This is a genomic window from Microbacterium sp. zg.B48, assembly GCF_024623505.1.
In the GTDB taxonomy this organism is placed as follows: Bacteria; Actinomycetota; Actinomycetes; order Actinomycetales; family Microbacteriaceae; genus Microbacterium.
The window spans coordinates 12,434-35,689 of sequence record NZ_JANJFE010000008.1 but is presented as its reverse complement, the minus strand read 5'-3'; the positions used below and the strand labels follow the sequence as shown (position 1 = coordinate 35,689).

General features: G+C 71.3%; 15 protein-coding genes. 1 reads left to right on the top strand and 14 read right to left on the bottom strand.

The window, feature by feature from the left end:
- Positions 1–99 precede the first annotated feature (99 nt).
- From rpsG to NQ152_RS06795, 12 genes are all read right to left on the bottom strand, one after another.
- Positions 100–570, bottom strand: coding sequence for a 30S ribosomal protein S7 (gene rpsG, locus NQ152_RS06850; RefSeq protein WP_257501468.1), 471 nt, complete (start codon positions 568–570; stop codon positions 100–102).
- A 5-nt stretch (positions 571–575) separates the two neighbouring features.
- Positions 576–944 carry a 30S ribosomal protein S12 gene (rpsL, locus tag NQ152_RS06845; protein ID WP_257501467.1) on the bottom strand — a complete coding sequence of 123 codons (369 nt, stop codon included), beginning with the start codon at positions 942–944 and terminating at the stop codon, positions 576–578.
- A 288-nt stretch (positions 945–1,232) separates the two neighbouring features.
- Positions 1,233–1,862: a hypothetical protein gene (locus tag NQ152_RS06840; protein ID WP_257523472.1), complete on the bottom strand. Its 630-nt coding sequence runs from the start codon at positions 1,860–1,862 to the stop codon at positions 1,233–1,235.
- A complete protein-coding gene (locus NQ152_RS06835; RefSeq protein WP_257523471.1) occupies positions 1,859–3,334 on the bottom strand; it encodes a DUF5684 domain-containing protein in 1,476 nt (491 codons plus the stop codon). Before NQ152_RS06835 ends, NQ152_RS06840 begins: the two co-directional genes overlap by 4 nt.
- Positions 3,331–5,838, bottom strand: a complete 2,508-nt coding sequence (locus tag NQ152_RS06830) for a transglutaminase-like domain-containing protein (RefSeq protein ID WP_257523470.1) — start codon at positions 5,836–5,838, stop codon at positions 3,331–3,333. The genes NQ152_RS06835 and NQ152_RS06830 overlap by 4 nt, the downstream gene beginning before the upstream one ends.
- Positions 5,835–7,199, bottom strand: coding sequence for a DUF58 domain-containing protein (locus NQ152_RS06825; RefSeq protein WP_308209114.1), 1,365 nt, complete (start codon positions 7,197–7,199; stop codon positions 5,835–5,837). Before NQ152_RS06825 ends, NQ152_RS06830 begins: the two co-directional genes overlap by 4 nt.
- Positions 7,200–7,216: 17 nt before the next feature.
- Positions 7,217–8,182 carry a MoxR family ATPase gene (locus NQ152_RS06820; RefSeq protein ID WP_257501462.1) on the bottom strand — a complete coding sequence of 322 codons (966 nt, stop codon included), beginning with the start codon at positions 8,180–8,182 and terminating at the stop codon, positions 7,217–7,219.
- A gap of 37 nt (positions 8,183–8,219) precedes the next feature.
- On the bottom strand, positions 8,220–14,162 hold the full coding sequence (locus NQ152_RS06815) for an Ig-like domain-containing protein (RefSeq protein WP_257523469.1): 5,943 nt from the start codon (positions 14,160–14,162) through the stop codon (positions 8,220–8,222).
- A complete protein-coding gene (locus tag NQ152_RS06810; RefSeq protein ID WP_257523468.1) occupies positions 14,162–15,295 on the bottom strand; it encodes a serine/threonine-protein kinase in 1,134 nt (377 codons plus the stop codon). The genes NQ152_RS06815 and NQ152_RS06810 overlap by 1 nt, the downstream gene beginning before the upstream one ends.
- A gap of 156 nt (positions 15,296–15,451) precedes the next feature.
- Entirely contained in the window at positions 15,452–16,105 is a 654-nt protein-coding gene (locus NQ152_RS06805) for a spermidine/putrescine ABC transporter substrate-binding protein (protein ID WP_257501459.1), read from the bottom strand.
- Between the two features lie 95 nt (positions 16,106–16,200).
- The gene (locus tag NQ152_RS06800) at positions 16,201–16,683 is read right to left on the bottom strand and encodes a hypothetical protein (protein WP_257523467.1); all 483 of its coding nucleotides are present in this window, start codon (positions 16,681–16,683) and stop codon (positions 16,201–16,203) included.
- Positions 16,684–16,685: 2 nt separating this feature from the next.
- Positions 16,686–17,711, bottom strand: a complete 1,026-nt coding sequence (locus tag NQ152_RS06795) for an ABC transporter (RefSeq protein ID WP_257523466.1) — start codon at positions 17,709–17,711, stop codon at positions 16,686–16,688.
- A gap of 158 nt (positions 17,712–17,869) precedes the next feature.
- Between NQ152_RS06795 and NQ152_RS06790 the strand changes: the two genes are divergently transcribed.
- Entirely contained in the window at positions 17,870–18,478 is a 609-nt protein-coding gene (locus NQ152_RS06790; protein WP_257523465.1) for a hypothetical protein, read from the top strand.
- A gap of 19 nt (positions 18,479–18,497) precedes the next feature.
- Here the strand turns inward: NQ152_RS06790 and NQ152_RS06785 are convergent, their stop codons facing one another.
- Positions 18,498–19,112: a hypothetical protein gene (locus NQ152_RS06785; RefSeq protein ID WP_257501455.1), complete on the bottom strand. Its 615-nt coding sequence runs from the start codon at positions 19,110–19,112 to the stop codon at positions 18,498–18,500.
- Between the two features lie 180 nt (positions 19,113–19,292).
- Entirely contained in the window at positions 19,293–23,183 is a 3,891-nt protein-coding gene (locus NQ152_RS06780) for a DNA-directed RNA polymerase subunit beta' (RefSeq protein ID WP_257501454.1), read from the bottom strand.
- Positions 23,184–23,256: the final 73 nt, after the last annotated feature.

Below are 23,256 nucleotides of genomic sequence, written 5' to 3'. Positions count from 1 at the left end.
GGGGGGGGGGTGGGGGGGGGGGTGGGGGGGGGGGGGGGGGGGGGGGGGGGGGGGGGGGGGCGGGGGGCCCCCCCCCCCCCCCCCGACTCCAGCTGGTGCTTACCAGCGGTAGTGCGCGAAGGCGCGGTTCGACTCGGCCATCTTGTGGGTGTCTTCGCGGCGCTTGACCGCGGCACCCAGGCCGTTCGAGGCGTCCAGGATCTCGTTCTGGAGACGCTCGGTCATCGTCTTCTCACGACGACCCTTGGCGTAGCTGACGAGCCAGCGCAGCGCGAGCGTGTTGGCGCGGTGAGGCTTGACCTCGACCGGCACCTGGTAGGTGGAGCCACCGACGCGGCGGCTCTTGACCTCGAGAGTCGGGCGGACGTTGTCCAGCGCCTTCTTGAGCGTGGCGACAGCGTCCTGGCCGTTCTTGTCCTCGACGCCCTTCAGGGCGGTGTAGACGATCGACTCGGCGAGTGACTTCTTGCCGTCAACGAGGATCTTGTTGACGAGCTGGCTGACGATGGGTGCGCCGTATACCGGGTCGTTGACGACGGGGCGCTTCTGGGCTGGTCCCTTGCGAGGCATGGTGCTTAACCCTTCTTCGCGCCGTAGCGGCTGCGAGCCTGCTTACGGTTCTTGACGGCCTGGGTGTCCAGGGCGCCGCGGACGATCTTGTAGCGGACACCGGGCAGGTCCTTGACGCGACCGCCGCGCACGAGAACGAGCGAGTGCTCCTGCAGGTTGTGGCCTTCGCCGGGGATGTAGGCGGTGACCTCGGTGCCGTTGCGGAGCTTGACACGGGCGACCTTGCGCATCGCCGAGTTCGGCTTCTTGGGCGTGGTGGTGTACACGCGGGTGCAGACGCCGGCCTGCTGGGGGTTCGACTTCAGGGCGGGAGCCTTGGTCTTTACGACCTTGGGCGTCCGTCCCTTGCGAACCAACTGCTGAATGGTTGGCACGTTCTCTCCTTGTTGTGCTGCACGGTGACAGCGTCGTGGTCTCCCCCCGCCTTCCACCGATCATTGCGATCCGTGTCATGCGAGGCTCACGCGGACCCACCGGCGCGGCAGAATGACTGACACGATTGGGTGGTGGGTATGCCGTGGGGGCCGCCTGTTCGCAGGCATTTCCCTGAGATGTGGCACCGGCTCCCTCGTCCCCCGCCGAGGCACAGCACAAGGAGCGCACGAGCGCACACCCATCCAATGATACGCGCTTTATGGGCGGGTGGTCAAACGGACGCAGGTTCAGGGCGTGAGCGCGACCACGATCAGCGACGCGACCGCGCCCAGGCCGACAGCGGATGCCGAGACCACCACGATCAGCGCGGTCCGGCGCACCCGGTGACGGTGCCTCCGCGCGGCGGCATCGCCGTCTACGGGGACCTGCGGGGCATGCCCGGCCGGCGTTGTGCGCGCCGCGATGACGGGGTCGGCCGCTCGCGCGCCGTAGACGGCGTCGGCGGCGACGACCCCGGGGGCGGGTCGGGTCGTCCGGGTGCGTGCGACCGGCGGGTCGGACGCAGCGGGTGTGGGATCCGGCGGCGGGACGGGAGCCTGCGGCTGCGTCGCCGCCTGTTCTCGCGCGGCACGGCGGCGGGACTCGCGCCGCGCCACGATGGTCGAGCCGTCGGTCTGGTCGATGTCGGCGTCGGGGTCGACGTAGGTCGTGCGGTGGCGCCGCGGGCGGATCTCCTCGCCGCCGGGCTCGGCGGGCTCGGTGGCGCCCGGGACCGGATCGCCGGTGTGTGCATCGGGCGCCGCCACGTCCTGGACCGGAGCCGCCGCGGATTGCCGCGCGTCCCCCGGAGCTGGGCGACGGACGCCGCCCGCAGAGCGGCGCACGCGGATGGTGTCCTCGTCCGGCAGGTCCGTCATCGCTCGTTCCGCTGCAGACGCACCTCGGCGTCGCCGAGGTAGAACCGCTCACCCGCCTCGGTCTCCACGCCGGGGGTGGCCTCGACTTCGGTGCCCATCAACGTGGCGAACAGGACGCCGTTGGTGGACCCCAGGTCGGTGATGTACCAGCGGTCCGCGCGCAGTTCGAGGCGCGCGTGGGTCTTGGATACCGTGCCGTCGTCGATCGCGATCAGCTGCGCGGTGGGGTAGCCGTCGTCGCGGACCGGCTTTCGGCCGACGATGATCACCTCCGCGGTCAGGGCGATGGGCGCCCCCGAAGGCGGAATCAGCGACCAGGCCGTGCGCCGACGGCGGGTCAGGATCGTATGATCCATGGCGTCCATCGCATCCATTCCGTCGTCCATGTCGCCCGCGGTCTCGGTGACCGAGTGCTGTGCGGACACGGCGGCCGTCGCTGACCGGGGAGTGCCGGCGTCCGGCGCGCCCGCGACCGCGGAGACCGCGCCGGAGGTCTCCGAGATCGTGTCGGGGTCGCTCAGCGGGGACCGCGCCGGCGCCCACGGCTCCTCGTCTGCCGAGGCCGCGGGCGTCGCGGGCAACCGCATGACCGGCGGCACCGGCGGCGACGACGGGGGCGGCTCTGCGCCGTCCGCCGCGGAACGCAGCGGCACGGCCGAGATCGGCGCCGGTGCCGCCGGTTCGGCGGCGGTGACACCGTCGGTCAGCTCGCTCATCGCGCCGAAGTCGAAGCCGCCCCAGCGTCCGCCGTCCGCCGAGTGCGGGCCGGGGCCGCCGCGTCCGAGGATCGGCTCGGTCTCGAAGACCGGCGGCTCGGCGGCGGGCGCCTCCGTTCGTGCCGGCGGCTGCACCAGGGGTCGCGCGGGCGGCGCGTCCTGGGCAGGGAGCGGCCCCGGGGCGGAAGGCTCGGTCGCGCCGGGCGGGGGTGTCGGTGGCACCCGCGCGGGCGGCGACCAGCCGCCGGCCGGCACCAGCGCCGGACCGAAGGGGCTCGGCGCGGGATCGGCGCCGTACTCGTTTCCGTTCGTCGCGAAGGCTCGCGCCGCACGCCCCGCCGAGGAGACCGGGACGCCGGCCCGCATCGGCCCGGGCGCCGCCGCCCCCAGCCACCGGTCCGGGCCGAACCCGAGGATCGACGCCCACAGCGGCAGCAGCAGCGCCGCGAGCACCGTCATCCCGGCGCCGTGCCCGAACGCGACGTTGATGCGGTAGCAGGCCACGATCAGCAGCGCCCACAGCAGCAGCCAGCCGGCGATCGGGACCAGCGCGAGCAGGAGCAGCCAGCCGGAGAGCCCGCCGAGCCGGAGCAGCACCACGAGGTTGAGGATCGGCATCCAGCCCTTCCAGGCCTCCTCGCCGGATTTGCGGAACACCGCCGACAGTGCCAGCCCGGTCCACAGGTACAGCACGACCAGGAGGAGGAACGTCATCACCCCGAGGGCGACGCCGGTGGAGTCATCGATGGGAGTCATGGCGATGTGCGCGGGCGGCGAAACCCCGCGCTTCCCCTCTCTGCGAAGCGCGGCCGGGCACCGGAGGGCGCCAGACCACGGACGAACGATCTCAACGATACGGTCGCGAGGATGCTGCGCCAGACTCCGCGCCCGCGCAGAAGCGCTCTGCGCTCCTCCTCGACCGTTCGCCAGAACACCTCCGCGTCCTCCGCGGTGGTGGCGGCACCGGAGAAGACAGCGTGATCGGCATCCACCGCCAGTCGGCTTCCGGCGGGTGTGCGGAACACGTCGGCCAGCTCGGTGCGGGTCAGCACCGCCGTCGAGTCGCGACCGGAGTCGACCGCGGCATCGACGTACTCCTCCCACCCGCCGGCGATCCGGGTCGCCGGATCGCCCTGGGTGCGCCGGGTCCGGCGGCGAGCCGCCTTGGCCGCGGCGATCACGACGAAGGGGCCGACGACCAGTGCCAGCAGCAGGAGCGCGATCGCCGCTATCCGCGTCGCCGGCCACAGCCAGGCCAGGTCCAGGGCCGCAGGCTCCTCGCTGCGGTTGTCGGCGCCCGAGTCCTCGTGGACGGGATCGGGCGGCACGACGTCCTCGACGGCGTCGGGTCGCACCTCGGTGACGTTCTCGGGATTGCGCTGTTCGGTCACATCCAGACTCGGGGACTGCGCGAACTGAGGTGTGACATCCACCGGCACCCAGTCTCCGCCGGCGGACTGCACCTCGGTCCACGCGGCGAGGTCCTGCGCGCGGCAGACCCCGGCCGCGCACGTGGGCAGGCTCGGATCGGCGGAGGACAGCCGTGCACCGACCACCACGCGCGACGGGAAACCCAGTTCGCGGGCGATCAGCGCCACCGCGGTGGCGAACTGCTCGTCGTCGCCGACCGCGGCCACGAGATTCCCGGATGCCGCCGCCCGCCGGTCGCTCTCCCGCTCCAGGAGGCGCTCGAACAGCGTGTCGACACGGGCGAGCGAGTGCCCCGAAGCGCTGGGCTGGAACGTGTACCCGGGCAGCGCCTGCATCCACACCGGCGGCTCCGCACCCGCAGTGAGGGCGTGACTGAGGTACCCGCGTTCGCGCAGCAGCGACACCAGCCCGGCCAGGGCCGCGCCGTCCGAACCGCTCACGTGGCGGTCCACCCAGGTGCGCAGGTTCTGCGGGGCATCGACCCCCTCGCCGACCCGGCCGGGCGCCTGGATCGAGGTCAGGTTGATTGTCGCCGGCTCCACCGCGCTGATCCGGTAGGCGTCGCCCACGGCCAGGCCGCCGCCTGCCGTCTGCACGCCGGCCGCGGCCTCGGCACGGTAGTAGAACCGATCGGCCAGGGCGCTCGCCCGCGGCCCGGCGAACTGCACGGACCGCAGCAGGCCGAGGGTCGGCATCCAGATTCCGTCCAGCGCCTGGATGGCGACCTCGGCCTCGACCGCCGGCCCGGCACCCGCATCGCGGCTGGCGGGGACGCGCACGAAACGGGTCCGGTCCTGGCCCGAGCCTCCGCTGCGGTAGATCTCCCCGTCGTAGCTGTCCAGCGTGGCCAGCCGCACGCGCTCGGGCAGTGCACCCTCGGCGGTGACGGTGAACAGCACCTCCTGGGCCTGCGCGTCGGAGAACAGTGCGCGGTACTCGGCGAGCGGGCTGGTCGCGGATGAGATGGCGATCTCCGGTCCGACGCCGGAGCGGAGCACCTCGCGCTCGCTGCCGCGCGCGGCGTAGGGCACCACGATCGCCGCGGTCAGCACTGCCACCGCCACCATCCCCGCCCCGAGCGCGATCCGCCGCTGGTCCGCAGCGGAAGGCCGCCGGGAGATGCGGACGCCGCTGGATGCCGCGGCACGGCGCAGCGCCCGGAGCCGTTCGTCGCGACTGCGCCAGCCCAACCACAGCAGGCAGGTCAGCAGCCCGCCCACACCGACCGCCGTCTCCACCGGAGCAACCAGCGTCAGCGGACCGAGCCGGAGCGGGGCGCTGACCGTCGTGCGGCCGAAGAACAGGCCGAACGAGATCATGACAACCGCCACCGGAACAGCGGCGTACGCCACCCGCCCCGACTGCCAGGCCAGCAGGAGCGCGACGCACGTGCCGACCAGGAATACCAGCAGTGCGGGCACCAGGAGGTTGCGGTAGGCGCCGACCGGCAGATCGACCGTGACCAGGTCCTTCCACCCGAGCAGCGCGCCGGAGGCCACCTCGCCGAGTCCGCGCAGCACGGACAGCGGATCGCCCAGCCGGGACGGCACGGCCAGGGGGACACCCAGTACGAAGAGGGCGATCAGGAGAGCGCCGGTCACCGGCCACCCTCGCCAGGAGTATCGCCACGCGACAGCGGCGATCCCGGCGCCGACCGTCGCGCCGACCCCCGCGAGCAGAAGGAACGGAGCGTCGCGGTAGATCGGCCAGGCCGCGACCGCCGCCAGCGCGACCACGACACCCACGAACAGCGACCCGGCGACGATCCTCGGCACGGGGTGCGGACTGTTCTGCGCCGGTCGCGCGGATGCCGTGGCGATGCCGGTCACGATCCGGCCCCCCGCAGCAGGAGCCCGGACAGGTCGTTGAGGGTCCCCACCGTCAGGACGGTCAGCCCGGAGAGGGACCGCATCCGCGGATGCGCGCGCTCGTCGCAGATCACCGCCACCACCGATGTGTCGGCCGGGAAGCCCAGCGCCGCCTGGCGCAGGCGCTCGAGCGGCACCGGGGATCCGACCACCACGAATGCGATGGAGAGCCGCTCGTTGGCTTCGGCCGCGAGCCGGCACACCTCAGCGATCGTCATGGTGTTCTCGATCATCGCCACCGTGGTGAAGCCGTCCAGCAGGATGCGCGGCGACCCTGCCGGGATGTGCCGGATCGCGCGCAGCCGCCCGCGGACCACGCGCGGGATCTCGGTGCCGGTGACGATGTCCACGTCGCGCGCGTCATGGACGGCGCGCAGCCCGAGCGAGGCGGCGCAGCTGACGGCCAGCTCGAATTCGTCGGCATCGGCGAACTCCGCCTCGGCGGCCGAGAGCACCACCGCCATCCGCGAGCGTCGCGACTCCTCGTACTGGCGCACCATGAGCTGCCCGGTCTTGGCGGTGGATTTCCAGTGGATCTGGCGGCGCGAATCCCCGGGCACGTACTCCCGGATCGCGTGGAAGGAGATGTCCGCGTCCACCAGACGCCGCGTCGGGTTGCCCTCGAGGTCGCGGATCAGCCCGGCGCTGGCGGCAGGGACGCTCGTGGTGCGGGGGTGGACGTACAGCTCGTGGATGTCCCGGAACGCGTGCTCGCGCCGCAGCAGTCCGAGCGGGTCGGTGCGGACGGTCGTGGCCGGGCCGACGGTGACGATTCCGCGCCGCACCGCGGGGATCTGCAGTGGCTGCGACACCGCATGACCGGGCCGCAGCAGAGGAACGCCGAACTCGACCAGTCCTGCCCCCACCGGGATGTCGAGGCGTCCGGGCAGCGCCGAGCGCGGGCCGTCGTTGCGCACGACGATCTCGCCGGTGACGGTGTCGCCGGCGACCACGCGCTGGTGCGCGAGGACCAGGTCGACGTCATACGCGCGGGCGCCGAACAGGAAGGGGACGGCCATCGCGATCAGGACCAGCCCGATCGTTCCGGCGACCATCCATTCCACCCACCCGAAGAGGATCCCGACGCCCAGTCCCGCCGTGGCGGCCACGGCCAGGAGCGCGCCCGCCGGTCGCACGGTGCGCCCGGACCACTGCGCCGCGGTCCGCAGCGCGGTCGCGGCTGCGCGGGAGAACCGCGTCCACCACACCACCACGCGCACCACCCGGCGCCCGCCGGCGGCGGAGGTGAGCTGTGTGCTGGTGGTCCCGCTCGGCGCGCCGGTGAAGGCCGCCGGCCCGGAGGAGGCGGGAGCGCGGGTCACGCGGGGGTCGGTCAGGCTCATACGGCCTCGCGGCGACTGGGTGGTGCGACATCGAGCAGGACCTGGCCGATCACGGCCTCCTGCGTGACGCCGTCGAATTCGGCCTCGGCCTGCAGGATCAGCCGGTGCGAGAGGACGGAGACGGCGAGCGCCTTCACGTCGTCGGGGGTGACGTAGGTGCGCCCCTGTGAAATGGCCCGCGAGCGCGACGCCTTCGTCAGCGCCAGAGCCCCGCGGATGCTGACGCCCAATCGCACCTCGTCGGCCGCGCGCGTGCCGTCCACCAGCCGGGCGATGTAATCCAGCACCAGCGCGTCCACGTACACCGCCGCGGCGAGGTCGGCCATGCCGGCCAGCGCCTGCGGGGTCAGGACCGGCGCCAGCTCCGCGGTGGGCACGGCCGCCCCGTCGAGGATGCGGACGGTCGCAGCGTGATCGGGGTACCCGAGCGATGTGCGCATCATGAACCGGTCCAGCTGCGCCTCGGGCAGCCGGTAGGTGCCCGCCTGTTCGATCGGGTTCTGCGTGGCCAGCACCAGGAACGGCACGCCGACCTGCCGCGAGATGCCGTCGATCGTGACCTTGCCCTCCTCCATGACCTCCAGCAGCGCCGACTGCGTCTTCGGGCTCGCCCGGTTGATCTCGTCCGCCAGGACGATGTTGGCGAAGACCGGACCGGCATGGAATTCGAAGGTGCCGGATTTCTGGTCGTACACCGTGATGCCCGTGATGTCACCGGGCAGCAGGTCGGGGGTGAACTGGATGCGGGTGTTGGTGCCCTGCACGGACTGGGCCATCGCGCGCGCGAGCGAGGTCTTGCCGGTGCCCGGGACGTCCTCGAGCAGCACGTGCCCGTCGCTGAGCATCGCGGTCAGGACCAGTTCGACGACGCGGCGCTTGCCCAGGACAGCACGCTCGACGTTGTCGGCGATCTGCGTGAAGGTCTGCGCGAACCAGGTCGCCTGCTCCTGCGTGATGCTCATGTGACGGGGTCCTCTGCGGGTGACGGGTTCGAATGGATCAGGGTGTGGGCAGCGGCGGCAGGGGGAGATTCGGAGCGCAGGATGCCGACAGCGTCGCCGTCGCGGGTGCCAGACCCCATCCCTGCGCACTCCAGTCCACCGTGACCGCGATGCCCTCGACGCGCACCGCGCCGAGCGGAACCGACCACGTGTCGATCGCGTGCGGCAGCACCGCGCCGAGTGCGTCGAGGTAGCGCAGTCCCGCGGTGCTGAAGGAGATCGCGGCCTTGCCTCCCGCGGCATCCGCGGACGAGTCACCGGTGACGATGAGGTCCGATCCGCCGACGCACGTCTGCAGGCTCCAGGTCGCCTGCACCTGGTAGGGGGCGCTGCCTGCTCGTGGGGTCACCGGCGCCCACGGTGTGGCCGTGCCCCATCGTTCGTGGACGTATCTGACCTGGATGCCGGGGTCGCTGCCGATCGCGGAACTGGGCAGGCCGGAGAACTCCACGACGTTGCGGTTGGGGATGCGCTCGTCCGACGTGGGCTGGCTGCGGATCAGCCAGACCGCGCGGCCGTCCGAGACGTCGGGGGCGGCATCCACCGCGAAGGTGTAGCCGGTGGGGGCGGCGCCGCTCTGCTCTGCGCGCGCGGTCGCTGTGGTCGTGGCGCGTCCGTAGCGGTCACCCTCGAACCACGACTCGGCACACATCGTGAAGGAGTACTCCTCGCCGTCGGTCAGGCCGGGGAACGATGCGGTCCCGCCGTCGGCGGTCGCCGTGCACGGCTGCCCCTCGCGGACGATGCCGTAGCGCAGCGTGGACCCGTCGCCGCCGGATCCGGCGGCCGCCTGCGCGGTCACGGTGGAGGTCCCGTCGCTCTGTGCGGTGGAGCTCAGGGTCAGGGTCGGCCCGGTCGGGGCGCCGATCCCATTCCCCCACGCCGTCGTGGACGCGCCGGAGGGCGTGCCGCCCAGTCCCGGCGGCACGTCGAACCGCGAATACGGCGTGACCGTGATCGGGCTCTGAGTGTTCGAGCCGACGCGGTACTGCCGGATCTGCACGCTCGTGTCACGGCGGCCGATGGAGACCTGGGTGGTCTCGCCGGCCGGGCTGGTGATCTGCAGCGCCGCGGTCTTGTCCGGATCGATCCCGTCGATCAGCAGGGAGACCACACCGCCGTCGCCGTTCGTGACCACCGGCCGCACCTCGATCCGGCCGGGCGGGACGGGCGAGTCGTAGGCCCACGCGATCACCCGGACGCCGGCACGCGAGGTGCCCACGCTGTTGCGTGCATACGCCTCGTACTCGCGCCGCTCGCCGTTGGGCGCCGCGATGGACGGACAGGTGCCGTCGGCGCTGCACTGGGCCACCTCGGCCCCGTTCCAGCGGATCACGAAGCCGTTCAGACCCGGGTACGCCTGGCGCGCCTCGCCGGGGTCGACCCGCAGCGTCAGCGCGCCGTCCGAGAATCCGATCTGGCGGACGCTCGCCGGCGCCTTCGGGTATCCCTGCAGATCGAGCAGGATCTGACCGTCGCGCTCGCCGTTGGTGCGCCGGCCCTGTGCATCCTGCACCGAGAACGACGCGGAGCAGGTGGTTCCCGGCGCATCGGGCGACCACGAGGCCACCACCGCGGTGGGCGAGGCCACCCGGAAGCTGATCCCCGCGCACGCACCGGTGGTCCGCGCGTCGATGACCGTCAGCGGCGTGCGCGGCAGCGGGTTCACCTCGCCGCTGGCGCCGATCACCGGGATCGTGCAGGACGAGCCGGCGGCCTGCGAGCACTGCTGGGTCACCGCGCCGCCCTGCGGGAGCGCGGACGGTGCGGCACCGACTCGGAGGATGAGCCGGACCGGGAGCACCGCGGCGTGACTGCTGACCGAGACGACCGCTGCTTCCTCGGCTCCGGGCACGGCCCGGTCGGCCCCGACGACCGTGACGATCGAGCCGCTCAACGACACCTCGAACGTGGAGCCGGTGTAGTCCACGGCGTACCGGATGCCGCTCCAGTCCTCGCGCAGCTGCCAGGTGGTCATGTTGCGCAGGTCGAAGGTGGCCGTCTCGCCCGGGCCGACGCTCATCGACCCGGCGCGCAGCTCGGGCTGCGGATCCAGCGGGCGGACGATGATGGGGACCGACAGATATGTCCAGTCGGTCTGTCCGGAAAGCCGCACCGGCACCCGGCACGCGTCCGTCCACGGCGCCCCGGCGCCCGCGTCGTAACGCACGGTGGTTCCCGACTCGACCGTGCAGGTGGCCGCCGCGCGCGCACCCGAGGGGCGCAGGTCCCCGCCGACCTCCAGGTCGCTGCCCCGCGGGGCGGCCACCAGCGCAGCCATGTCGAAGGCGACCGAAGCCAGTTCGTCCACCTCGGGGGATGCCGCGTTGGCGCGCAGCGCGAGCGACAGGTCCTCGTCGCCGGGAACGCGCAGGAAGGCGTATGTCGTCACCTCTCCGTCGGGACCCTCGCCGGTCACGGCGAACGGGATGACCCGGGTGGTCTCGGGCAGCGCGCCGCTGAGCTCCCAGCCGTCGACGGTCACATCGGACGGGGAACCCCACAGGCTCACGGTGAGCTCGTCCACGTCCCCGCCGGACCAGGCGGCCCGGCCGGAGAGCACGTCCACCCCGGAGCGGAAGTCCTCGCGGGTCTCGGCGGTGAGCACCGTGTCATCCACTCGCGGGTAGTTCGGCACGCTCTCGCGCACGACCTGCACGACGATGAGCCCGCGGCCGGTGTTTCCGGAGCTGGATTCGACGTCGTAGAGGAACGACATGGTGCCGGGCTGAGTGCCTGCCGCGATCACCACCGTCGACTCCCCCACCGTCTTGAGCCGTTCGGCAAGACGGTCGTACTCCGGGTTGGGGTCGCCGTCGCCCAGCGTCGCGGGGACGTCCGGGCGGACGCCGGTCACCTCGAGCGCGCCCATGGTCGGGTCGACGTCGTTGGCCAGCGGGCTGACCCGGATGGTGCTGGTCGCACCGGCCTGCACCTGGACGTAGTCGGTGAAGGTGATCGGACTGGGGTTGGCCGTGGTGTCCAGCACGCCGAGCCGCACGACACCCTCGCCGGTTCCCCCGAAGGCGTCCACGACGCGATAGCGGAAGGACACCTGGCCGCTGTCGCCCGGGACGCTCGCGTAGACGATGGACTCGCCGTCCGCCGAGATCGTGGCCGAACCGCTGTCGGGCTGAGTGAGGATGCGGTCGAGGCTCACGACGTCGCCGTCGGGATCCATCCCGAAGTCGTCGAAGTCGATGACCGTGGACTCACCGCTGAGGACCCGTCCCTCGAGGGTCTTCGGCAGGGGCGCCCGGTTGGCCTCGTCCGGCAGCACCCTGACCCGTACCGTGGCCTCGTCCACCAGGCCCGGCGCCCCGGTCGCCGAGACGCGGTAGGAGACCGTGTAGTCGCCCCGCACGGGCGGAGCGAGGTAGCGCAGCACGTCCCCACTCGAGAAGGCGAGGGCCTGCGGGGTGGACGAGGCGATCGAGGCGGGATCCAGCGTGGGGCGTCCGCCGGCCGGGGCGATGTCGTTCTCCAGGACCGGGATGTCGATCTGCGCACCGGCCCGCACGACCACGGTGTCATCCACAGCGATCGGCGCCAGCGCCGGCGCCGGGGGCAGAAGGTACACGGTGGCCTGGCCCGTCACCTGCGCTCCCTGATCCTCGGTCCCGTCGCTGACCGTGTAGGTCACGGTGCCGAGCCGGCCGGGTGCCCCGGAGGCGGTCGACCCGGATACGCGCAGGAAGTTCTGGCCCACCGCATCCACCGACAGCGTGGCGCCGTCATCGGCTCGGCCCTCCACGTCGCTGAGCAGCAGCACCCGTCGGGTCGGGTTGGACACCGCAAGGAGCACATCGAGCGTCGCGTCCTCCTGTGGGTGCACGAACGCCACCACCGGGGAGGTCGCCAGCTGAGCGGGCGCGTCGGAGGGCAGCAGCGTGATCCGCGCTGTGCCGGTCTCCAGCGTCGTGCCATCGGTGACGGTGAATCCGACCAGGAACGTACCGGGAGTGCTGGCGGTGAAATCGAAGGATGCCGAGCCGCCCACGACGGTGGCCGTCGCTGCGGCGTCATCCAGCACCCGCACCGAGTCCAGCGAGATCTGCCCGGCGGTGCCGGTTACGTGCGGCGCGACATCCACGGTGAGGCCCGCGTCGATCGTGTCCACGACCGCGAAGGACTGCACGGTCAGCGCCGGTTCCGTCGAGACCCGCACCGACAGCGGCATCGTGGTCGCCTGCCCGGTGGTGTCGGCCACCGTGACGCCCAGTTCGATGACCTCCTCGCCGACTCCGCCGGCGTCGCTGTGCTGGTAGACCAGGTCGCCGCCGGGCGTGGCGGCGACCATCCCGACACCGGACCGGTTCTCCACCGACAGCAGCAGGAGCGGATCCCCGTCCGGGTCCACCCAGCCCGGCAGGACCGGGACCGTGACCGTGCCTCCCACCGCCACCTCCGGGGTCGGCCACGGCACCAGGCAGCTTTCGACTCCGCACCACTGCGGCGCCGCATCCCCGTCCGACGCCGTGAGCACGACGGTGGCGGGCGATGAGAGCAGTCCGGTCTCGGCGGTTCCGTCGGACACGGCGTAGGTGAACTGCGCGGTGCCGGTCGCCCCCGGTGCCACGCTGACCGTCAGGCGCTGCGAGTCGTCGGTGATCGACACCGTGCCGAACCCGGGATCCAGCCCGGTGACCAGGGTCGCCTCGATGCTCAGCACGTCCTCGTTCGGATCATGGTCGTTCATCAGCACGGGGAGGGTGGCCAGGCTCCCGGCGCGCACGCCGAACGCGTCGGGGACCGCAACGGGCGGTTGCGGATCGAGGACGATGGCGAGCTGCTCGTCGCTGGGCGCGGCATCCGGGTCCGTCTGCTCGTCCAACGTCCAGTCCTGACTGGATGCGACCAGTTCGCCGTCGGGGACCGTCCAGACCCACCCGGACCGCGTCTCGTTGAGGATGATCGCGTCGTCGCTCGCGACGAAGGCCGGGCGTCGGGAGTCGGACAGCGGCTGGCCACCGTAATCGAGGACCGTGTCCCCGCTGCGGGAGCCCCACAGCGCGCCCGCGCCGGTCTGCGGCAGCCACGCGGCGAACACCTCCCCGTCGTGCACCACGGGCCGGGCCGGAGTGCCCAGGACGCTCCCCCCGCCTCCCATCTCGGTGCTGATCGCCGAGCCGTCCACCGGGACGCGCAGCAGCACCGCGTCGTCGGCGAGATAGACGGCGGTGCCGGCCGGATCGGGCTGGCCGAGGACGACCGAACTGCCCACCGGAGCGGGGATCGCGGCATCGGCCCCGTCGACCCACACCTCGCCGTCACTGGTGTCCACGACCACCCATGCGTCGCCCGCGGCCGTGATGGCCGGGGAGGCGATGCCGTCCGGGTCCAGCGCGTTCCGCGCCCGGACCTGCCCGGTGACGGTGTCGTACTCCAGCACGGTGCCGTCGGCCAGCGAATAGCTGAACAGCACGCCGCGCGTGTCGATGGCGATCGCGTCCGAGGTGTACTGCTGCCCGCTCTCCCCCTCGGCCGGGAGATCGACCTGCGTCGCGCTGCCGGTCGAGAGCCTCCCCACATGGACGGCGCCCGAGTCGGTCAGATACGCGACGAAGTCGTCGGCGATCGCGACGTCCACGGTACCGGGAGGCGTGGACGGCGAGGCCCGCACCGCGTCCTCGTCGAGGTCCGTGGGCAGCGCGGAATCGATCCTGGTCAGCTTGCTGAAGCTGTCCGAGAACAGGTAGGCGCCCTCCGCGGTCTGGGTGACCTGACTGGGGTTGCTGACGGTGCGCACGGTATCCAGCTCGCCGACGCTGGTGTTGACCCGGGCGTACCTGCGGCCCTCGCCGGTCTGCAGCGCCCAGACCGAGGTGTCGGTCTTCTCGGTCTGCCGCGCGTCCAGGCCGGGCCACACGACACTGACCCCGGCCACGAGCGCGAGAGCGGCCGCCGCGGCCATGAGTCCCGCTGCAGTCCGGCGCTTCATCACAGGACTCCCGCGAGCACCAGCGCAGCCACGATCCCGCCGCCCACGAGCACCGCGCCGCCCACGGCGGCCGCCACCCACGGCATCGTGCGCTGCGGCCGATCCGGTGCGGAGAAGCCGGTGTCCTCGTCTCGCGCGAGCTGGGCCATTCCGGCGCCCGGCCGCGTCTTGCGCTGCTCATCGCGGTCGATGCGGCTGCGTGCGGGGCCGCGCAGCGTCGAATCGGAGAAATCGACGGGGGCGGATGCCGGGGACCACGCCTCGGTGGCGATCTCGAGTTGCGTCGGCGAGATGCCCAGCTCGGTCTGTACGGACCGCAGCGCCTCGGCGAACTCGCGCGCTGAGGCGTAGCGCTGACGCGCATCGCGGCTCATCGCGCGGGCCAGGACGACCTGCAGGGATGCCGGCACGTCGGCACGGGAGACGTCGGTGTAGCTCGCGCGGGCGATGCGGCGACGCAGCTGCTCCTTGGTGTTCTGCCCGCGCTCACGGCGTTCGAACGGACTGTGGCCGGCCAGCAGCGAGTACACGGTGGCCCCGAGGCTCCACACCTCGCTCGCGACGGTGCCGGCGGTCTCCTCGGCGATGACCTCGGGGGCGCTCCACGGGATCGACATGGCGAGCACCTCGTCGGCGGTCTCACGCGAGAGCGAGGACGAGATGCCGAAGTCGGCCAGGACCGGCGCGCCGAAGGTGGTCACCAGGATGTTGCTGGGTTTGACGTCGCGGTGCACCAGCCCTGCCCGGTGCGCGGACTGCAGAGCGCTGGCCATCTTCACGCCGATCGTGAGCACCTCCGGGACCGGGATGCGCTCGATGCGGTAGCGCTGCGAGAGGGAACCGGGGCAGTACTCCATGACGATGTACGGGCGCCCGTCCGCGGAGATCCCGGCCTGGTAGACCGTGACGATCGACGGGTGCGCGGACAGGTGCGCGAGGACATCCGCCTCGGCGTTGAACATGCGCCGCAGGTCGGGATCGCGCACGTCGCTGGGCAGCACCTTGACCGCGACATCCCGCCGCGGCATGTCCTGCTCGTACAGGAACACGTCGGCGAAGCCGCCGGATCCCAGCGGCCGGATGTAGGCCAGCCCCGGCAGTATCGGAGGCGCGGACGGCAGACGTGTGGCCACCGAAGCCTCCCCGGAGTAAGCCCGCTCAGTTCCGGCGGGGCGCAGCGCGCCGTCCGATCATCGAGGACAGGGCAGTACGAACCCGATCATGCTAACAAGGCCGGACCGAGATCACCGTGAGCGGATCGTACCGTGCACCCCGTCGCGGGCGGTCGCTCACAGCGGCGGGTCGTTCGGATCGAACGGGGCATCCAGCGAGCGGGTGAGCTCTTCGAGCATCGCCTCGATCTGCGGCTCCACGTACTGTCCGATCGCCGCCTGGATGCGCAGCCGGTGGTGCAGCAGCACCGCGCACACTTCGCGTCCGATCATGTTCGCGTAGTCGTCGGCGAGACCGACCTCCTGGCGCAGCGCCGCCTTGGCTTCGTCGGTGAGCGGCGGAAGCGCCGGCACGCTCGCGTCCGCCTCCGCGGCCAGACCCGAGATCGTGAACAGGAAAGGCGCTCCGGGCTGCGGTTCCGGATCCAGCGGCAGCCCTTCGTACTCCGGCTCGAGGCCCTCCGCAGGCCGGTAGCTGCGCGCCCGGTTGCGCGCCGCCTGGTGATCGAGCTCGGCCTGCAGCATCGGCAGGTTCAGCGCGGTGTACTCGGCCACCGCGTGGTCGACGATGGTCTTGATCCGCGTGGACAGGCCGTGCTGCACGCCGTGCGGGACATCGGCGCCGAGCCCTGCGGCCGACAGCACCGGCGACCCGAAGCAGCGACGGCACGGCGCCACGCGCCCGCGGTGCGTGGCGGGCTCCCAGCGCGGCAGCCACCGCAGCCAGGCGTCCACTGCCTGGCTGACCTGGGTTTCGAGCGAGCGCTCCACGACTCAACGGTAGTGCGCCGCAGCGGGTTTTCGGTGTCTCTGCGACGAGGATGCATGCACGCGACCCGTGCGCGCGTGCGGCCGGGGCCTGCTCGTCACTCGTCGAACTCGTCCTCCCACGGCCAGCGCGGCCGCTGGGAGCGTGTGCGGACGAGACTGATCCCGCCGGCCGCGGCCAGCGCGGCCGCAGCGGCGATGGCGACGCCGAACCCGGTCGTGGCGATCCGGCCGGCCACTGCCGTGGCGGTGGCCAGGTCGGCCGCCGTCGCCACCGCGAGCCACATCGTGGCGTTGTACACCGCGTAGCAGGCCAGCGCGGTCCACACCGCGGGCCAGTACGAAGGACGCCGGCGCCGCAGCGACAGCCACAGGACGAGCGCGAAAGCGCCGGTGGTCAGCGCGGTCGCGACGATGCCGGGGACCTGGCCGAGCCCGGGCGCCTCGATGATGTCGGCGCTGAGCGCCAGGCTCACCATCCCCAGGCCGAAGATCAGCAGGGCGACGAAGGTCACCGTCGCCAGCCCGAGGGCGACGACGGGGCGGACCGGGCCGCCCGTGGATTCCGGCGTCCCTGCCATGACTACACGCGCGTCAGCTGGGGCCCCGCCTCGAGCGTGCGCTCGTACTCGCGCTGCGCCTCGACGTTGAGCTCGGTGACCCGTGCGCCGCGTGCCGCCACCCACGCGCCGAACCAGATGGTCAGTTCGCGCCCGATGATGAACGCGCCGATGGCCAGCGGAGTGAGCAGCTGCTCCTCGACCAGAGCGGCGCCCTCACGCGCAGTGAGCATCCAGAACGGCGCCTGGAACAGCGCGCCGAGAATGTGTCCGAGGTAGGCGGCGGCGCCCACGAGCAGGCCGAAGATGACCCAGGCGCCCCACCGCCCGCGGTTGATGATCGCGCCGAGGAGCCAGAACGCCAGGAAGAACACCACCACGGGCACCCACAGCGCCCAGGTGCCCAGGGCCGTGAGCGCGGTCGAGCCGAGGGTCTCGGCGGTGACGTCGCCGTCCAGCATTCCGACGCCGAGCCAGAGCGCGAGGTACAGCACGCCGAAGGCGAGGGCGGCCAGCAGTCCGATGGCTCCGGCTGCGCCGCGGTTCCCGCGCAGGCGGGGAGCCTCCGGGGCCTGGACGAAGATCGGCTGCGGTGTGGCGTATCCGGTGGCGGCAGGTGCCACGACCGTGGTCTCGGCGTACGGCTCGGCGTAGCGCTCGGTCCTGGGCTCGGCGTAGCGCTCGGCTGCGGGCTCGGCGTAGCGCTCGGTGTAGGCCTCAGCGGGAGCGACGGGCTCACTCGCGGCGACCACGACCGTCTCGGCCGGCGGCTGCCAGTCGGTGGCGGTGTCATCGGCGTGCGCTTCGTACAGTGCGCTGTCGAACGTCGAATCGTCGTCGTAGGCGGAGGGTGCGGGCTCGACCGGTGTGGCGGGCGCAGACTGCGCTGCGGACCCGGTCGCGGCATCCGTCTGCGACTCGTCCGAAGCAGCCGCGGCGCGACGGGCGGCCTCCGCGTCGGCGATCCCCTCATTGGCGCTGCCGACGACATCGTCGACCGCACGAGGCTCCTCGACCGGCTCGCCGTAGGACGACTTCGAGTCACTCATCGGATGTACTCCTCACGCGGGGCCCGTCCCCGCATTGCGAGAGTAACCTGCGGCACGGGCACGTCCGCGCAGGCGTGCCGTGCGATTGCGGGCCTGGCGGCAGATTGCGGGCGTGGCGTGCCCGACTCGCGCCCACTACCTGGCGATATCGTGAGCCCATGAGACCCCGACGTGCGGCGCTGACGCTGGCCGCAGCATCCGCTGTGCTGATCGCCGCGCTGGCCGGATGCGTCGCCGAGCCCGGCAAGACGCCGACGGAGGACGTGGCTGCATCCGATGCGTCCGCATCCGACGTCACGCCCACCGCCTCGCCGCCGACCGCGACGCCCTCACCCGAAGCGGGCGCGGTGGCGCTGCCGACCGACTGCCGCGCGATCCTCACGGCCGACGTCCTCTCCCAGCTGGCCGACGTTGCGCTGAACGACCCGGCCGCCGGCTTGCCGACCGGGACCCTGGCCGACGGGACCCTCAGCTGCGTGTGGGGGAACCCGTCAGCCGGCACGACGTACATGATGACGCAGATCCGGCCCACCCCCCGCGGTCAGGCCATGGAGACGCTCAACACATTCGCGGACGACGAGGGGTACACCTGCTACACGCCCGACGGGGGGACTCGCTGCGAGAAGACCTGGCCGAGCGAGGTCTTCTCCGATGTCATCGACGGCCACACGCTGTTCTGGCGTGACGAGATCCTCATCGAATCGACCTACTCGAACCTCGCACCCACCGGCTACACCTCGGCGATCGTGGCGAGCATCTTCGGCTGAGATTCCTCCCGCCGCCCGGTCAGCCCCAGACGTGCGCGGCCAGCCGCGCGCCGTACGCCTCGAGGTGCCACGCGTTCTCGACGCTGGAGAGCCACAGCCCGTCGCGGAGGGTGTGCTCCTCCACGACGTCCCCGCTCGTGCGCGAGCAGACCAGCGCCCCCTCGTCCGTGCAGGCGAAGCCCTGCCCGCGCAGCGCCGGCTGCGCGATCGCCGCAGCATCCGCTCCGACGCCCGCCAGCGTCGATACGATCGAGCGGCCGTCGTCGGTGCGCCACGAGCAGGACACCCGCACCGCGGGCGCCAGCGCGTCGGTCAGCGCGGTCACCGCGGTCGCCGGCGCCGCGGTGCTCTGCGAGAGCAGTGCACTCGGAGTCCAGGTCAGCTCCGCCCAGAGCCGGTCGGAGTACAGCGCGCGGCAGTCGATGTCCGCGTCGGCGATGGCGCGGGTGGCGACGGATTCGGAGACCGGAGCGGCCGCCGGCTGCGATGTGGAGGCGCGCAGCATGTCCCCCGTCCAGGTGACGGCGACCGGGAGCATGGGGTGCGCCAGCCACGCGAGGGCGACCACGACGGCGGCGCACAGCAGCCCAGCGGGCCATGCGATCCACGAATTGCGTCCACCGGTGCGCGCCACCTTACACCTCCCCCTCAACGGTATGGGGCGCGGCGCGACCACCCCGCTCCGGCGCGCGACGGCGCCGGCATCGCGATCGCGGCCGGACGCACGGAAGGCCCCGGCGAACCGGGGCCTTCCGTGCGGATCCAGACACGAAGAGGGCTCAACGCTGCTTCGCAGCATTGAGCCCTCTCGTGTCTAGTTGTACGTGCCGGGCGTGAAGTCGTCCGTCGAGAAGCTGTCGAAGTCGACGTAGCTCAGGTCGGCGTCGCTGTAGGCGCCGTCCGACGCGAAGATGCGGTTGGGGTACCGCTCGCTCTTCGCCTCCTCCGTCGCCTCGACCACGACGTTGCGGTACTTCGCAAGTCCGGTTCCGGCGGGGATGAGCTTTCCGATGATGACGTTCTCCTTGAGGCCCAGGAGCGGGTCGCTCTTGCCCTCCATCGCGGCCTGCGTCAGCACGCGCGTCGTCTCCTGGAACGACGCCGCCGACAGCCACGACTCGGTCGCAAGCGACGCCTTCGTGATACCCATGAGCTCCGGGCGACCGGACGCGGGGCGCTTGCCCTCGGCCACGGCGGCACGGTTCATGCTCTGGTACTTCTTGAAGTCGACCAGCTCACCCGGGAGCAGCGTGGTCTCGCCGTGGTCCACGACGGTGACCTTGCGCAGCATCTGGCGCACGATGACCTCGATGTGCTTGTCGTGGATCGGCACACCCTGCGAGCGGTACACGCCCTGAACGCCGTTGACGAGGTAACGCTGCACCTCGCGGGCGCCCATGACGCGCATGACCTCCTTGGGGTCCAGCGTGCCCACCAGGATCGGCTGACCGACCGTGACGTGCTGGCCGTCCTCGACCAGCAGGGTCGCGCGGCGCAGCACCGGGTAGACGTGCGGCTCCTCGCCGTTGTCCGGCGTCAGGATGACCTTCTTGGCGCGATCGCTCTCTTCGATCGTGATCCGACCGTCCGACTCGGCGATCGGCGACGCACCCTTGGGGGTACGCGCCTCGAAGAGCTCCTGCACACGGGGCAGACCCTGGGTGATGTCATCAGCCGAGGCCGAACCACCCGTGTGGAAGGTGCGCATCGTGAGCTGCGTTCCGGGCTCACCGATCGACTGGGCCGCGATGATGCCGACGGCCTCTCCGATGTCGACGAGCTTTCCGGTCGCGAGCGAACGGCCGTAGCACTGCGCGCAGACGCCGACAGCCGAGTCGCAGGTGAGCACGGAGCGCACCTTGATGGTCTCCACACCCGCCTCGATCAGCGTGTTCAGCAGCACGTCGCCCACGTCGTCGCCGGCGGCGGCGAGCACGTTGCCCTGCGCGTCGACCGCGTCAGAGGCCAGCGTCCGGGAGAACACGGAGTTCTCCACGTTCGGGTCCTTGACGAGGACGCCGTCGGCACCGGCAGCTGCGATCGGCAGCTCGAGGCCCTTCGACGTGCCGCAGTCGTCCTCGCGGATGATGACATCCTGCGAGACGTCCACGAGACGACGGGTGAGGTATCCCGAGTCGGCCGTACGGAGCGCCGTGTCGGCCAGACCCTTGCGGGCACCGTGCGTCGCGATGAAGTACTCCGCCACCGACAGACCCTCGCGGTACGAGGAGATGATCGGACGGGGGATGATCTCACCCTTGGGGTTGTTCACCAGGCCACGCATACCCGCGATGTTGCGGATCTGCAGCCAGTTACCACGAGCACCGGACGAGACCATGCGGTTGATGGTGTTGTCCTCGGGGAAGTTCGCCCGCATCGCGGTCTGCACTTCCTCGGTCGCCTCGGTCCAGATCTTGATGAGCTCCTGGCGACGCTCCGAGTCGGTGGTCAGACCCTTCTCGTACTGCGACTGCACCTTGGCGGCGGCCTTCTCGTGGCGTGCCACGATGGCGGGCTTGTCCGGCGGGGTGAGGATGTCGCTCAGCGCGACCGTCACGCCCGAACGGGTGGCCCAGTAGAAGCCGGCGTCCTTGATGCGGTCCAGCGTCGCGGCGACCTCAACCTTGGGGTATTCCTCGGCGAGCTTGTTCACGATCTCGGAGAGCTTGCCCTTGTCGGCCTGCGTGCGCACGAACGGGTAGCCCTTGGGGAGCGTGTCGTTGAAGATCGCCTGACCCAGCGAGGTCTCCACGAGCCCGTTGCGCTCGTACGCCGCGATGGACTCCGGCGTGTCGCCTTCGGCCTCGAGGAACGTCAGACCGGGGATGCGCATGCGCACCTTGGCCTGCAGATCCAGCGTGCCCTCGTCCTTGGCCAGGATGGCCTCGCCGACCGAGCCGAACGCGCGGCCTTCGCCCTTCGCGCCCTGCTTGACCGTCGTGAGGTGGTGCAGACCGATGATCATGTCCTGCGAGGGCAGGGTCACCGGACGACCGTCCGAGGGCTTCAGGATGTTGTTCGAGGCGAGCATCAGGATGCGGGCCTCGGCCTGGGCCTCGACCGAGAGCGGCAGGTGGACGGCCATCTGGTCGCCGTCGAAGTCCGCGTTGAACGCGGCACACACGAGCGGGTGCAGCTGGATCGCCTTGCCCTCCACGAGCTGGGGCTCGAACGCCTGGATGCCGAGACGGTGCAGCGTGGGCGCGCGGTTCAGCAGCACGGGGCGCTCGCGGATGATCTCCTCGAGCACGTCCCACACCTCGGGGCGCGTGCGCTCCACGGCGCGCTTGGCGGCCTTGATGTTCTGCGAGTGACCGAGGTCGATCAGGCGCTTGATGACGAACGGCTTGAACAGCTCGAGCGCCATCTGCTTGGGCAGGCCGCACTGGTGCAGCTTGAGCTGCGGACCGACGACGATGACCGACCGGCCGGAGTAGTCGACACGCTTTCCGAGCAGGTTCTGGCGGAAGCGGCCCTGCTTGCCCTTGAGCATGTCGCTCAGGGACTTCAGTGCACGGTTGCCGGTACCGGTGACGGGGCGTCCGCGGCGGCCGTTGTCGAACAGCGCGTCGACGGCCTCCTGCAGCATCCGCTTCTCGTTGTTGACGATGATCTCGGGAGCACCCAGATCGATCAGGCGACGGAGGCGGTTGTTGCGGTTGATCACCCGGCGGTACAGGTCGTTCAGGTCGGAGGTCGCGAAACGGCCACCGTCCAGCTGCACCATCGGACGCAGCTCCGGCGGGATGACCGGGACGACGTCCAGGACCATCGATGCCGGGCTCATGCCGGTCTGCAGGAACGCGCTGACGACCTTGAGACGCTTGATCGCGCGGATCTTGCGCTGGCCCTTGCCCTCGGAGATCTGCAGGCGCAGGTTCTCGGACTCGGCCTGCAGGTCGAACGCCTCCAGGCGACGCTTGATCGACTCGGCGCCCATGTGGGCCTCGAAGTACTGACCGAAGCGGTCCTGGAGCTCGTGGAAGATCTCGTCCTCGCCCTTCAGGTCGCCAACGGACAGGGTGCGGAAGTCCTCCCACACCTTCTCCAGACGGACGATCTGGTCGTCGAAGGACTTGCGGATTCCCGCCATGTCCTTCTCGGCGGCATCCTTGACCTTCTTCTTCTGGTCTGCCTTGGCGCCCTCTTCCTCCAGGGCTGCCAGCTCCTCCTCCAGCTTGTGCAGGCGCGTGGCGATGCGCGAGTCGCGCCGGTCGCCGAGCGTCTTCAGCTCGAGACGGATGTTGTTCTCCTGCGTCGCGAGGTCGCGGTGACGCGCCTCCTCATCGACGGAGATCACCATGTACGCGGCGAAGTAGATGACCTTCTCGAGGTCCTTCGGCGCCATGTCCAGCAGGTATCCGAGGCGCGAGGGGACGCCCTTGAAGTACCAGATGTGGGTGACCGGAGCGGCGAGCTCGATGTGGCCCATGCGCTCACGACGGACGGAGGACTTGGTGACCTCCACGCCGCAGCGCTCGCAGACGATGCCCTTGAACCGGACGCGCTTGTACTTTCCGCACGCGCACTCCCAGTCGCGGGAGGGCCCGAAGATCTGCTCTCCGAAGAGGCCGTCCTTCTCGGGCTTGAGCGTGCGGTAGTTGATTGTCTCGGGCTTCTTGACCTCGCCGAACGACCAACGACGGATGTCGTCAGCAGTGGCTAGGCCGATGCGAAGCTGATCGAAAGTGTTTGATTCGAGCACTGGTTCTCCTGTGTGCTTTAAAAACTTCGGTGATTGAGTAGGCGGCTGCGCCGCCGTATCGAAATCGGTGCCG